The organism is Blastocatellia bacterium (assembly GCA_035275065.1).
GTDB lineage: Bacteria > Acidobacteriota > Blastocatellia > UBA7656 > UBA7656 > DATENM01.
The window spans coordinates 98074-112263 of sequence record DATENM010000097.1; the positions used below are offsets into that span (position 1 = coordinate 98074).

General features: G+C 62.6%; 9 protein-coding genes. All 9 read left to right on the forward strand.

Annotated elements, in window-relative coordinates:
- The first annotated feature begins 70 nt into the window (after positions 1-70).
- Entirely contained in the window at positions 71-2917 is a 2847-nt protein-coding gene (locus VJ464_21970) for a CHAT domain-containing protein (GenBank protein ID HKQ07810.1), read from the forward strand.
- A gap of 133 nt (positions 2918-3050) precedes the next feature.
- Positions 3051-5492: a S8 family serine peptidase gene (locus VJ464_21975; GenBank protein ID HKQ07811.1), complete on the forward strand. Its 2442-nt coding sequence runs from the start codon at positions 3051-3053 to the stop codon at positions 5490-5492.
- A 65-nt stretch (positions 5493-5557) separates the two neighbouring features.
- Entirely contained in the window at positions 5558-7354 is a 1797-nt protein-coding gene (locus VJ464_21980; GenBank protein HKQ07812.1) for a hypothetical protein, read from the forward strand.
- A 75-nt stretch (positions 7355-7429) separates the two neighbouring features.
- Complete coding sequence (locus VJ464_21985; GenBank protein HKQ07813.1) at positions 7430-8017, forward strand: HAD family hydrolase; 588 nt, start codon at positions 7430-7432, stop codon at positions 8015-8017.
- A gap of 142 nt (positions 8018-8159) precedes the next feature.
- On the forward strand, positions 8160-9854 hold the full coding sequence (gene recN, locus VJ464_21990) for a DNA repair protein RecN (GenBank protein HKQ07814.1): 1695 nt from the start codon (positions 8160-8162) through the stop codon (positions 9852-9854).
- Between the two features lie 34 nt (positions 9855-9888).
- Complete coding sequence (locus VJ464_21995) at positions 9889-10560, forward strand: DJ-1/PfpI family protein (protein HKQ07815.1); 672 nt, start codon at positions 9889-9891, stop codon at positions 10558-10560.
- 10 nt (positions 10561-10570) lie between these two features.
- Positions 10571-11359, forward strand: a complete 789-nt coding sequence (locus VJ464_22000) for an SDR family NAD(P)-dependent oxidoreductase (protein ID HKQ07816.1) — start codon at positions 10571-10573, stop codon at positions 11357-11359.
- A gap of 89 nt (positions 11360-11448) precedes the next feature.
- Complete coding sequence (locus VJ464_22005) at positions 11449-12729, forward strand: MBL fold metallo-hydrolase (protein HKQ07817.1); 1281 nt, start codon at positions 11449-11451, stop codon at positions 12727-12729.
- Between the two features lie 146 nt (positions 12730-12875).
- On the forward strand, positions 12876-14180 hold the full coding sequence (locus tag VJ464_22010) for a hypothetical protein (protein HKQ07818.1): 1305 nt from the start codon (positions 12876-12878) through the stop codon (positions 14178-14180).
- The last annotated feature ends 10 nt before the right edge of the window (positions 14181-14190 follow it).

Below are 14190 nucleotides of genomic sequence, written 5' to 3' on the forward strand. Positions count from 1 at the left end.
CGAAATCCGTCGGAGCGCTGGTGTGAAGAGTCGGGTGAAGGATTGCCTGAAACAGGCGTAACGTGCAGCAGTGAGCAAAGAACTCGCAGACAAGTTAATCAACGCATCGAGCGCCGAGGCGTTCTTGCGCGCGCAGAACGGCGCGGCGGGATGGCAAATGGCTGCGGCGCTGAAGACCGAGATTGACCGTCTGGTCGGCTGCGATCTGGCCAGCGCCGGTCAACTGGCGGCGCGCCTTGAACAGCTTGCCGCGGCCCTCGGCGACCGCCGTGCGCAAGCCTTCGCCGATGCCAGCCGCGCCCGCGTCCTGCATTTCAGCGGCAGCTTTACGGATGCCGAGCGGCTCTACGAGCAGGCGAGCCAATCGCTCAGGTCTGCCGGACTCAAGACCGAAGCTGCCGCCTTGCAAACGCAGGCGGTCGGCGTGCTGATCGATCTGGGCCGCTATCAAGACGCCCTGCGATTGGCGAAAGGCGCCCGCCGCCGCCTTGCCGCCGAGCCGGTTCAACTGGCGCAGCTCGAAAACAACATCGGCAACATTTATTACCGGCTCGACCGCTACCGGCAATCGCTGACCCATTACGACCGGGCGCGCGAAGTCTTTGACGTTGCCGGCGACGAGACCATGCGCGCCTTTGTGGATTTCAACCGCGCAAACGTGCTGGGCGAGATGGATCGCCACGCCGAGGCGCTGGCGCTTACCGAAAGCGCGGCCACGGGATTCGAGCGCGCCGCGCAGCCCGCCTTTGCCGCTGAAGCCCGCTTTCACATCGCCTACCTGCAATTCCTGCGCGGCAATTACAACGAAGCGCTCGCCGCCTATCACGCGGCCCGTGACCGTTTGAGCGCCCTCGGCAGCCGCATGCGCGTCGCCTGGTGCGATCAGGAGATGGCCGAAGTGCTGCTGGCGCTCAATGCTTTTGGCGAGGCCGCCGAGAGCGCCGCCGCCGCCCGCGCCGAGTTCGGCGAATGTGATATGCCTTACGAAGCGGCACAGGCCGCCGTCGTCCACGCCCTGGCGCGCATGGGCCAGCGGCAGTTCGACGCCGCGCAGGCAGATTTGCTTGAAGCGCGCCGGGTCTTTGACGAGCGCAACAACCCGACGACTGTCGCCACCGTTGACGTTTATCTGGCCGAGCTGGCACTCAGGCGCGGCGAGTTGCGCGAAGCCGAAGCCCATACGAGCGCCGCCTTGCATCTGTTCAGCCGCCAGCGACTGGCAACGCGCACCGCTTATGCGCGGCTGCTCGGGGCGCGCGTTGCGTATCAGCAGAATGATCTGAAGAAAGCGTCGCGTTTGTCGCGCCAGGCGCTCACTGCCATCGAAGGTTTGTTCGCGCCCGCCATCGCTTATCAATGCCACCATCTGATGGGCAGCATCGAGCGCGACCGCAAACGCCGCAAGCCGGCGCTCGCCAGTTTTCGCCGCGCCGTTGACACCATTGAACAGATGCGCGGCGGCATCGTCGCCGACGAATTCAAAGCGACCTTCCTGCATGACAAGATGCACGCTTACGAGGACGCCATCGCCGCCTGTCTCGATGCCGGCGATGATGAGCTGATCGAAGAAGCTTTCCGGCTGGTCGAGTCGTCGAAGTCGCGGGCGCTGGCCGACCTGATGGCCCGCTACGCGCGCAAGCCGGCGCCGAGCGCGCTCAAGCCCGACACCCGCGAGCGCTTGGCGAAGCTGATCGAAAATTTGAACTGGTACAGCTCGCAAGCCGGCCTTGCCGATGATAAAGGCGAGCAGCGCAGCGCCGAGATCGTCGACCGTTACCGGCAAAATGCCGCGCGCTGCGAGCAGCAGATCGCGCGGCTCTACCGTCGCCTTGAGCTTGAATCGCCCGGCCTTGCGGCGATTGAGCGTTTCGCTTCGATCAAGGCTGCCGATTTGTTTGATACGTTACAAACGGACGAAACCGCCGTCGAATACTTCGCGACCGGCGAGCACGTTTCGGCGTTCGTGGCGACGCGCGACGGCTTGCGCGTGGCGCGGCACATCGCCGCCCGCCGCGAAGTCGAACAGTTGCTCGCGACGCTGCGCTTTCAACTCGAAAAGTTCAACTATGGCGCCGCCTATGTCGCGGCGCATTTCGGTCAACTGCGCCGCGCGACGAACGAAACCTTGGGCGCGCTCTACGGGCGCCTGTTCGCGCCGCTCGAATCACTGGTTGCCGGCTCCAGGTTAATTGTCATCCCGCATGGCGAGTTGCATTACATTCCGTTCCAGGCGCTCAAGGCGGGCGACCAGTACCTGATTGATCGCTACGAAATCTCTTACGCGCCGAGCGCTTCGGTGCTGAAGCTCTGCCGCGCCCGCCGTGATCGAGCGTCGTCAGCCGACCGCGCAAATGATGGGCGGCTGGTGGCGCTGGGGCTTGCCGAGAGCGGCACGCCGAGCATCGAAGAAGAGATACGCCAGCTTGCCCGGCTCTTCCCCGACGCCCTGACGCTAACGGGAGAAGCGGCAACGCGCGACAACCTGTTCAAGGCGGCGCCCGAGGCGCGCTTTCTGCACCTGGCGTCACACGGGTATTTCCGGCGCGATAATCCGATGTTTTCTTTCTTGAAGCTGGCCGATGCGCCGTTGAACTTTTACAGCCTGCTCGATTTGCAGTTGAACGCCGAGATGGTGACGTTGTCGGCATGTCACACCGGCGTCAATAAAGTGTTTCCGGGCGACGAGCTGCACGGCTTGATGCGCGGCTTTCTTTACGCCGGCGCGCCGTCGGTCGTCGCCAGCCTGTGGGCGGTCAGCGATCATTCGACAACCGAGCTGATGCGCGAGATGTACGGCGGGATTCGCGCGGGTTTATCGAAGCGCGCCGCTTTACGCCAGGCTCAACTGGCGACCAGAGAGGCGTATGGTCATCCGTACTACTGGGCGCCGTTCGTGCTGATGGGCGACCCGGAATAGCCGGTGACCGCCATCACAGATTGAGTGATGGCTGAGTAGTAGATTGAAAAGATTGTCGTGATGTAGCGCAAGGCGGTTAGCTTGCGCGAGACTCTGCGCAAGCTAACCGCCTTGCGCTACATTGGATTCGATTATGAATTTGAGATTCTTCAATGTCATTGCGCTGGCCTTGATTCTCTTCTTTGCCGCAAACCTGCTGCCCGTACGGGCGCAGACGGCGGACGTGCCGGATTTCATTCGCGGCGAAGTGCTGGTCGAGATCAAGCCGGGCGCTTCGATTGACGCGCTGATTGCGCGGTTTGGCCTGAGTTTGAAACAGCGCATCTACGGCACAAACTTCTACAGGCTGGGCACGCCGAATAATAAGAAGGAAGCCAAGTACCGTAAGAAGCTCGCCAAAGACTCGGACGTTTTAAGCGCGACGCTCAACCCTGTAATCACCACGCCGGTGAATGTCTTTGGGCGCTCGGTCCTGAGCTTCCCCGGCGACCACCCGACGCCCGGCCAGGCTCGCAATCAGTATCTCGCGCAGCAACTCGCCGGCGACCTCGTCGCGCTGCAAGCGCGCTCGACCGGCACCGGCGTCATCGTCGCGGTGATTGATACGGGCATTGACCGCAACCACCCTGATATCCGCAATCATATCTGGACCGACCCGAACGAGACGCCCGGCGACAATCTCGACAATGACAATGACGGCCTCGTTGATGACGTTTACGGCTGGGACTTTTTCGATAACCGCAACGACACGATGGAGCAGCCGGCCAGTACGCAAACGACGGTTGCCGGTCACGGCACCTTCATCGCCGGCTTGGTTACGTTGATCGCGCCTGACGTGAAGATCATGCCGGTGCGCGCTTTCTCGCCCGAAGGCTTGAGCGACGCCTTCACGATTGCCCAGGCCATCAAGTACGCCGTAGATCACGGCGCGAAGATCATCAACCTTAGCTTCGGCACGCCCGAACAGTCACAGGTGATGCTCGACGCCGTGAGCTACGCACAGCAGCGCGGCGTGTTGATGATTGCCGCCGTCGGCAACGAGAACAAAGGCAACGACGCGGCGCCGCAGTTCCCGGCCAACTGGAGCACAGCGGTGATGGGCATCGCGGCGCTCGACGCCGACGACCGCAAGGCGGGCTTCTCGAACTTCGGCACCAATGTTTCGGTGAGCGCGCTCGGCGTCGGCCTCGTGAGCGCTTACCCACAGACCAACAACACGCCCGATTATGCGCTGTGGAGCGGCACCTCTTTCGCCGCGCCGCTAGCGACCGCAGAGGCGGCGCTGCTGCTTGAAAAAGCGCCGCTCGCACAGAGCGTGCGCGACATTATCGAAAGCACCGCCGCGCCCATTGATGCCCGCAATCCGGGGCTTGCCGGCAAGCTTGGCAAAGGCCGCATCGATGCGCTGGCGGCGCTCGGCCAGATCATCCCCGTGGTCAGCAACCGCGGCGAAATCGCTTTGAAGCCCACCGGCGTCGAGCCGACGGCGACGGGCAAATCCGAAGTTTCAGTCGCCGGCACCGAGCAGAGCTTCGAGATCGAGGCCGAGCAACTGGCGCCTTATGGCAAGTACAAGGTCCTGGTTGACGGCAACCTGATCGTTGACGGCACGAGCGCGAGCGACCCCAACGCCGTTGCGGCGCGGGCCAGCAATTTCGGCACCTTCAAGATCGAGTTCAACGCGCCGAAAAAATCAGATCACCCGCTGCTACCTGCCGTGCTGGACCCTGTGACCAACATCAAGCTGGTCGAAGTGCGTGACGCGCTGGATCGCGTCGTGTTGAGCAACACCTTCAGCGCACCACGGACGGGCGGCGGCAGCGTCGTCGAAAAAGAAGCGCGGCTCACCTCGAACGGCTTGGCCCGCGGCAGCGCCCGCGCCGAAGTCGAAGCCGAGCGCCAGAAGCTGCGCGTCGAAGGCGACGGCTTGCAATCGGGCGTGGCGTATCAGATCGTCGCTGATGGCGTCAGCCTCGGCAGCTTCGCGGCGCAGTCCGGTTACCTGCGCGTCGAGTTCACCAGCGACAGCTCAAGTGGTCATGTGCTTCCGGCGTCGCTATTGCCTGTGACGAAGATTGTGCGCATCACCGTGCTCGATCCGGCGGGTCAAATGGTATTGGATGGAACGTTCCAGAGCGGTGGTGATGACTTTGGCGGCGGCGGTGGCGATGATGGCGGTGGCGGCGGCGGTGGTGGTGGTGGCGGTGATGATGGTGGCGGTGGTGGCGGTAGCGGCGGTGGCGGCGGCTCGACACAAATAAGCAGACAAGCTAGCCTCTCGCCCACTAGCGTTGATACCGATGCCAGAGGGAAAGTGAAGATCAGCGTGCAGGGCAGCCGGGAAGAGCTTGAGATCGAAGGCGACAAGCTCGACTCGGAGGCGGCCTACACGGTTATCGTTGACCACTTTGTGCTGGCGACGCTCGAAGCCGACGGCTCCGGCTCGTTCAAGCTGAAGCTGAGCACAGACGATGGCTCGCTGCCTTCGGCGGTGCGGCCTATCAGTAACATTCAACACATTGAAGTGCGCGACGCACAGGGTCGCGTTGTGCTAAGCGGCGGCCCGCCAGTTTAGAACGGCTCGACTCATCGGCACAATCTGTAATCTAATTTGTGTTGATGAAGCGGCACGGTGATACGATGACAGAGCGGCGTGGGGGCGCAGAGATGCGTTTCCGCGTCGCTTTTGCCTTTTGCCTTCTGCCGTTCTTGCTGCTGTCTTGCAGCGCTCATCGCGCCGAAAGATTGTCGCCGGCAACGTCCATCTCAAACGAAACTGCGGCATGGCTGCTCAAACAGGCGCGGGGGCGATTCGAGGGCCGCCGCCTGAACGCCGACGCCGCGCCTCAGGCCATCACCACGGCGAGATCAACGACCCTCTTCATCACAGCGTTTCGGCATGGCCAGGCGGCGCGCCCGCTCGCGGCCACCGGCACCAGCCTGCTTGCGGCGTTGAAGGCCGCGCTTGATTCGATTGACCCCAAGGCGACACGCTCTTTGTCCGCCCCTGACCGCATCCAGATAGACCTGCTCGATGGCGAGATCGTGACGCTCGACAAGCCCGCCGCCACCGAGCGCGACGCTCACCTGTCCGCCGCCCAATTGCTTCAGCCGGGCGTCGAAGGCATCGCGATAGAAGCGCAAGGTCAGACGTTCTACCTGCCGCCCTCGCAACTGGTCGTCAATCGTATCTTCGCCGACGATGCCGACGCGCAACCGGCGGAAGACCTGCTCGACCGCGTCGCCAAATACTTCGGCGTGGCTGACTGGCGCGGCAGCGGAGTGCGCTTGCGACGGTTTCGCACACAGGCTTTTGTCGAAGACCACGAGCGCCATACGGCGCTCGACCTGACGGCCAGCGGCTTGCGCCAGGAGATCAACCGCGCGCGGCTCAATCAGGCGGCGCGCGCCGGCGGCGATTACCTGATCCGCGCTCTGAAAGCCGATGGTAGCTTTCATTACCTCTACGACCCGGCTGCCGAAAGCGGCGGCGCGGGCGATTACAACATCGTGCGGCACGCCGGCGCGGCGGTGGCGCTGCTACAGCTTTACGAGGCGACGCGCGAGGCCCGTTACCTTGAGGCGGCGCGGCGGGCCATCGTTTTCTTGAAGCGCCGTTTCCGCACGGCACGCGCAGCCGAGGCGATTTATGTTCTGGATGATGACGGCCAGGCGAAGCTCGGCGCCAATGGGCTGGCGCTGATCGCGCTGGCGCTGCAAGCGCGGCTCGACCCCGGCGTGGCGGATCAAGTGAGCGCCGGCCGCCTGGCCAATCTCATTCTAAGGATGCAGGCGGGCGACGGCTCGTTTGCGAGCTATTACGAAGTGAAGGGCGAGGCACAAGAGCGCGCTTCGCTCTACTATCCCGGCGAAGCGCTGCTTGGATTGATCGAGCTATACAAGCAGAACGGCGACCGGCGATTGATCGAGGCGGCGCGGCGCGGCGCCGATTATTTGATCGATAGCCAGCGCGGCATGACACGGCTGCCGCCCGACGCATGGCTGATGCAGGCGCTCGAAGCGATGTTCGCCATCACCCATGACGCGAAGCTTTCGGCGCACGCCATCAACATTGGCGAAGCGATGATCGGCGAGCAGTACACGGAAAGCAACATGCCATTTTACGCGGGCGGTTATGGGCCGGGTGTGCCGCGCGCGACGCCCGCCGCGTCACGGGCTGAAGGCTTGCTGGCGGCTTTGCGGCTGGCGCGCTCGACTCAGGACGGGCGCGCCGCGCGGCTCGACGAGGCACTGAGGCTCAGCGCGGGTTTTCAACTGGCGCAGCAGTTCAACGAAGACAACAGCTATTGGCTGGCTCATCCAGAGCGCGCCGCCGGCGGCTTCCGCGAGAGCCTGACTTCCCGGCGCATCCGCATCGATTATGTGCAGCACAACATCTCGGCGCTGCTCGGCATCGCTCGAATCATCGAACCGTAAGGTGGCGCAAGGCGGTTAGCTTGCGCGAGTCGCTGCGCAAGCTAACCGCCTTGCGCCACGTATTACAATGGAGGCATGGCGGAAGCGGCGATTTTTCTGGATCGCGATGGCACGATCAACGAAGACATCGGCTATGTGTCGTCGCCCGACGAGCTGAACATCTACCCTTACGCGGCGCAAGCCGTGCGGCTGATCAACGAAGCCGGGCTGAAAGCCATCATCGTCACCAATCAATCGGCCATCGCGCGTCGGCTTTGCGATGAGCCGATGATGGCAACGATTCACGAACGCTTGACGACTGAGCTGGCCCGCGATGGCGCGCACATTGATGCGATCTACTATTGCCCGCATCACCCACGCATCGGCCAGCCGCCATACCGTCAGGCTTGCGAATGCCGCAAGCCGAACCCTGGCATGCTGCAACAGGCGGCGCGCGAGCATGCGCTTGACCTTTCAGCCTCGTACGTCATCGGCGACAAGGCGAGCGATATGAATCTGGCGGCGAACGCCGGGGCGCACGGCGCGCTGGTGCTGACCGGTTACGGGCACGAGACGCTGGTGGCCCGCGACCGCTTGCTCTCGGCCCCGGCGATCATCGCTGACGATCTGCTCGACGCCGTCAGACAGATACTTGACAGAAGAGGATTGTCGGTTGTCAGATGATGAATTCAGAAGTCAGGAGTCAGAATTCAGAAGTCAGAATGAGAGAGGGAGTCGGCTGCCGCCTCCGCTTCTATTCAATCTTTATAGGCTCCTCTTCCTTTTCCATTCTGACTCCTGACTCCTGACTCCTGACTTCCTGCTTATGCTCACGCTGCTTAACATTTCCAACATCGCGCTGATTGACGAGCTGCGCGTCGAATTCGAGCCGGGCTTGAATCTGCTGACCGGTGAGACGGGGTCGGGCAAGTCAATCATCGTAGACGCGCTCGGACTGCTGATCGGCGGGCGCTTCACTTCCGACCTGCTCAAAGCGGGCGCGGCGCGTGGCTCTATCGAAGGCTTGTTCTCGGTGGCGCGTAACCCGCAGATGGAATCGCTGCTGGAATCCGCGGGGATCGGCATCGAAGACCGCGAGGCGCACGAAGTCATCATTCGCCGCGAGCTGGCCGCCAACGGGCGTAACAAGATTTTCATCAACAATCAACTGGCGACGCAGGCGCTGCTGCGCGACCTGCGTCCGTATCTCGTCGACATTCACGGCCAGGGCGACCAGCAAACCCTGTTCGACCCCGACACACACCTTGAGCTGCTGGACGGCTTTGCCTCGGTCGCCACGCCGCGGCAAGAGGTCGCCGCGGCGTATAAGCGATGGGCCACGCTCAAGCGCGAGCTTGACGCGCTGCGCCAGGACGAGGCCGAGAAGTTTCAGTTGATCGATATCCTGCGCTTTCAGATCGATGAGCTGGAGCGCGCCGAGCTGAGCGGTGGCGAAGACGAGCGGCTTGAAGAAGAGCGCCGCCGCTTGATGAATGTCGAGAAGCTGACGACGCTCGGCGGCGAGAGCTTCTCGTTGATTTACGAAGACAACGATTCGGCCATCACGCGGCTGCGGCAGGCGATGAAGCGCGTCGAAGAGCTGAGCCAGTATGAGTCGAGCTTTCGCGGCTACCTCGAAGGGTTGGAATCGGCGCGGGCGTTGTTGGAAGACCTGGCGTTTGCGCTGCGCGACTTCACCGACGGCCTGGAGTTTTCGCCCGAACGCCTGGCCGAGATCGAAAGCCGGCTGGCCGAGTTGTCGCGCCTGAAGCGCAAGTACGGCGGCACGATTGAGAGCGCGCTTGAGCATCTGGCGCGCTCCGCCGAACGGCTCGATCAGGTCGAGCGCGCCGACGAGCGTGAGTCCGAATTGCGCGCCGAACTCGGCGCGGCGCGGCGGGCATATATCAAAGTGGCGCGGCGGCTGCACGACGAGCGGGCGAAGGCGGCAAAGAAGTTCGAGCGCGCCGTCGAACACGATCTGGCGGAAGTGGCGATGGAGAACGCGCGCTTTGAAATCCGCATAGCGACGCCCGCCGATACTGAAATGGCCGACGGCGAGACGGCGTTCACGGCGCGCGGCATAGACACGATTGAGTTTTATTTTTCGGCGAACGTCGGTGAAGCCGTGCGCCCGCTGGCGCGCGTCGCCTCGGGCGGCGAAGCGTCGCGGTTGATGCTGGTGCTGAAAACTATTGCCAGCGCCTCGGAGTTCCCGCGCACCATCGTCTTTGACGAGATCGATTCAGGAATCGGCGGGCGCGTCAGCGAAGCGGTCGGCGTCAAGTTGAAGAAGCTCTCGCAGACCAACCAGGTACTCTGCGTAACGCATCAGCCGCAGATCGCCCGCTTCGCCGATTCGCACCTTCTGGTCCGCAAAGAAGCCATCGCCGGCCACACCGAAGTCAGCCTGGAACGGCTAGACCGCCGCGGTCGCATCGAAGAGATTGCCCGTATGCTGACCGGCGCAGAGATCACCGAGAGCGCCCGCCGCCATGCGCGCGAGTTGTTAAAGATATAAGCAGTCGCTCAGCGGCCCGCAAAGGAGAAACGCGATGCCCGAAGAAAACAACGCTTACCGCATCGGCATCCCCATCTATGAAGGCGTGGACCTGATGGATGTCGCCGCGCCTTACGAGATTTTCAACTGGATGGGCTCTTACTGGGAGCAAGCCCCGGTCGCGCCGCGATCCGTGAAAGTCGAGCTGATCGCCGCCACTTACGACACCCTGCGGACGCGGGACGGCATGATCTTGACTCCCGACAAAACATTCGATGACCTCCAACAACCGCTCGACCTGCTGTGGGTGCCGGGCGGCGGCCCCGACCACCTGAGCGTGATGATGCAAGACCCCACCTACCTCGCCTTTCTTCGCAAGCAGGCTGCCGGCGCGAGCTACGTCACGTCGGTCTGTGAAGGCGCTTTGCTGCTGGCGAGCGCCGGCCTGCTCGACGGCTACGAGGCGACGACGCACTGGGCCTTCCTCCCCTGCCTGAAATCGTTCAGCCAGGTTAAAGTCGCTGACGGCTACCCGCGCTTCGTCGTCGACCGCAACCGCGTGACCGGCGGCGGCATCTCTTCGGGAATAGACGAGGCGCTTGAGCTGGTGGCGCGCATCAGCAGCTACGAGATCGCCAAGCAGGTGCAACTGGTCACGCAGTACTTTCCGCGCCCGCCGTTCAGCGGCGATATACCGGGCTCAGACACGTGCCCGCTCGATTCCTGAGGCAAAGCCTATGCAAACACTCATTGGCAAAGTCGCACTGGTTACGGGCGCCAGTCGTGGCGTCGGCCGCGGCGTCGCCCTTGAATTGATCGAAGCCGGCGCGACCGTCTACATTACGGGCCGCTCGGTTGATGACATGGCCTACGTCAATGGCAAAGGCACGGCCATCGAATGCGATCATCGCGACGACGAGCAGGTTCGTGCCGCCTTCCGCCGAATTGCCGACGATCACGGGCGCTTAGACATCCTGGTGAACAATGCCTGGGGCGGCTACGAGAATATGGTCGAAGGGGGCGAGTTCACCTGGTCGCGGCCCTTCTGGCAGCAGCCCGTCTGGCGCTGGGACGCGATGTTTCAGGCAGGCGTGCGCGCCACCTACGTCGCCAGCCAGTTGGCGGCGCAAATGATGGTCGCCCGGCAGAGCGGCTTGATCGTCAACATCTCGTTCTGGGCGGCGCAGAAATATCTAAGTAATGTTGCTTACGGAGTCTCGAAGGCGGCGACCGACAAGCTGACCGCCGATATGTCACACGAGTTGCGCGGGCAAGGTGTCGCGGTCGTCTCGCTCTACCCCGGACTGGTGCGCACCGAAAAGGTGATGGAGGCCGCCGCCTGGCTCGACCTCAGCAACTCGGAGTCGCCGCAGTTCATCGGGCGCGCGGTCGCGGCGTTGGCCGCGGACCCGCAGGTGATTGATAAAAGCGGCGGCGTGCTGATTGCCGCAAGCCTCGCCCGCGAGTACGGCTTCACCGACATAGATGGAAAAACGCCTGTGCCGCTGACGCTCAGCAACCTGTAAAGCGACGAAGACTTGTCCGGCGATTGACCGCGGCGCGCCGATGTGATGAGATGACACGGCCAATCATCCCCTCGCAAAGGAGAGCCGCAATGAACCCACTGCCGCGCGTCATCTGCATGAGTATCGCGCTGTTGCTCTGGAGCGCCACGGCGCGGGCGCAGATGCCCGAAAACCCGCAAGACTTGCTGCGTAACGGCGACCGAGCCATCAAAGTCAATGATTCGATCTATCTGGTGCAGGGCTTCGGCAACACCTTTCTGGTGACCACACCCGAAGGCAATGTCGTCATTGACACCTCGAATGCGACGCACGCACGCACCCACAAAAAGCTGCTCGAAGCCATCAACAGCGGCCCGATCAAATACATCATCCTGACGCACGGGCATCAGGATCACACCGGCGGCATTCCGCTCTGGAAACAACCCGGCACGCAGATCATCGCGCAGCGCAATCATGTCGAGTTCGTCAATTATCAAAAGCGGCTGGAGCGCTTCTTTGCCCTGCGCAACTCGGCGCAGTTCGGCTTTCCCGAACCGCAGGTCGGAGCCTGGCCCGGCAACTACGCCGCGAAGATCGAGCCGACGATTCTCTTTGATGATAAGTACGAGTTCACGCTCGGCGGTTTGACTTTTGTAATTTTGCACACGCCCGGCGAAACGCCCGATCACCTGAGCGTCTGGGTGCCGCAGCTTAAAGCCGCCTTCACCGGCGATAATTATTACGCCTCGTTCCCCAACATCTATACGCTGCGCGGCACGCCGCCGCGCCTGGCGCTCGATTATGTCAACTCACTCGACCGCGTGCTGGCGCTCAAGCCCGACCTTGTCTTGCCGAGTCACGGCCCGCCCATCGTCGGCGGCCAGGAAGTCGCCCGCAGGCTCAAACAGATGCGCGACGCGATTCTCTACGTTCACGACGAAACGGTTAAGGGGATGAACGCCGGCAAAGACGTCTTCACGCTGATGCGCGAAATCAAGCTGCCGCCGGAACTGGCGCTTGGCGAAAGCTATGGCAAGGTGAGCTGGTCTGTGCGCGGCATCTATGAAGGCTATGCCGGCTGGTTCGACCTGAACACGGCGACGATGTACGAGCAGCCCGCGTCGGCGGTTTATGCAGACGTTGTGCGGCTGGCCGGCGGCACGGATGCGATTGTAAAGCTGGCTACAGAACGCTTGCAGGCGGGGCAGACAGTTGAGGCGCTGCGGCTCACCGACTTTGCGCTGGCGGCGGACGGCGCGCAGCCGCAGGCGCTTGCCATGCGGCTCAAGGCGTTAGAGGCGTTGCGCGACCGTTGCCGCAACACCAACGAGCGCGGCTGGCTCGATTACGCCATCCGCACGACCCGCGCCAAGATGGCCGAGAAGCATTAAGCCGCCGCCGCGATTGACTGCGGGCGCGCGGTTCAACTAATCTTCAACACGTCGCACGGCTCTCACGGTCGCCATCATTTCAAGATTCGGTAATTGCCGGGACGCTGACTCACGCGCTTCGCTTCAGCCTCCGAAGAGGTGCCAACATGAAAAAGTCCATTCTTCTCGCCGCCATCGGTCTCTTCGGCGCAATGCTCTTTGCGACGGCGTCAACCAGCGTCGGCGGCAATAAGCGCGCCATCGTCTTCACCAAAGACATCGCGCCCATCCTGCAAAAGCATTGTGAAGAGTGTCACCGGCAGGGCGGCGTCGCGCCGATGTCGCTGGTAACCTATGAAGAGGCGCGGCCCTGGGCGCGCGCCATCAAAGAGCGCGTCAGCCGGCGCGAGATGCCGCCTTTTCATGCGACCGGCGCGCTGGGCCGCTATGTCGGCGACCCGCGATTGAGCGATGAAGAGATCAGCGCAATCAGCAACTGGGTGGACAATGGTTCGCCCCGCGGCAGCGACAAAGACGCGCCCACGCCGCGCCAGTGGAAGAACGACTGGACGCTCGGCACGCCCGACATCATCGTCAAAGCCCGCCATCCTTATACCGTGAAAGCCGGCGACAAAGATCAATACGTCTTCTTCATGTTCGACTACGTTTTCCCCGAAGACACCTGGATCAGCTCGATTGAAACGCGGCCCGGCAACCCGCGCGCTGTGCATCATGCGAACACACATCTGGTGCCGCCGGCGATCAAGGTCCCCGAAGAAGGCTACATCGCCGGCGACTTTGACCCGACGGCGCGCGGCACCATCATGGTGGCGGGCTGGGCGCCGGGCGTGACGCCGGTAATGTTGCCCGAAGGCACGGCGGTGCGCATCCCGAAGGGGCTGCGGCTCGGCTTACAGGTTCACTACGCGCCGACGACGAAAGAGACGACTGACCAGTCAGAAGTCGGCATCTATCTGGCGAACGGCCTGGTCAAGAAAAATCTGCGCGTCCTGTTCGGCGACCGCAAAGACATCGAGATCACGCCGGGCGGCGCCGACCAGTCGTTTGTGGCAAAGAATACATTTCAGACCGATGCGGTGATTCGCTTCATGCACGTTCACATGCACCTGCGCGGCAAGGCGATGGTCATGCGGCTGACTTACCCGGATGGCCGCAAAGAGGATGTGCTGGAAGTGCCGAACTATAATTTCAACTGGCAGCGCGTCTACATGTTGAAAGAGCCGCTACGGGTGCCGAAAGGCACGACGGTCGAATATATCGGCACCTATGACAACAGCCCTAAAAACCGGTTCAACCCCGACCCGGCAAAGACTGTGTATTGGGGCGAGAAGACGACCGACGAGATGATGCAGGGCCGCATCTTTTACGAGGCGGCGGATGAGAATCTGAATCTCTGGGTGAAGAAAGGCCGCGCCGTCAGCGCACCCGAAGCGGCCAGCAAAGGACAGTAAGCCGCATCGT

Coding starts and splice junctions, on each gene's coding strand:
- VJ464_21975 (HKQ07811.1), top strand. CDS start 3,051: ATGAATTTGAGATTCTTCAATGTCATTGCGCTGGCCTTGATTCTCTTC.
- VJ464_21980 (HKQ07812.1), top strand. CDS start 5,558: ATGACAGAGCGGCGTGGGGGCGCAGAGATGCGTTTCCGCGTCGCTTTT.
- VJ464_21985 (HKQ07813.1), top strand. CDS start 7,430: ATGGCGGAAGCGGCGATTTTTCTGGATCGCGATGGCACGATCAACGAA.
- recN (HKQ07814.1), top strand. CDS start 8,160: ATGCTCACGCTGCTTAACATTTCCAACATCGCGCTGATTGACGAGCTG.
- VJ464_21995 (HKQ07815.1), top strand. CDS start 9,889: ATGCCCGAAGAAAACAACGCTTACCGCATCGGCATCCCCATCTATGAA.
- VJ464_22000 (HKQ07816.1), top strand. CDS start 10,571: ATGCAAACACTCATTGGCAAAGTCGCACTGGTTACGGGCGCCAGTCGT.
- VJ464_22005 (HKQ07817.1), top strand. CDS start 11,449: ATGAACCCACTGCCGCGCGTCATCTGCATGAGTATCGCGCTGTTGCTC.
- VJ464_22010 (HKQ07818.1), top strand. CDS start 12,876: ATGAAAAAGTCCATTCTTCTCGCCGCCATCGGTCTCTTCGGCGCAATG.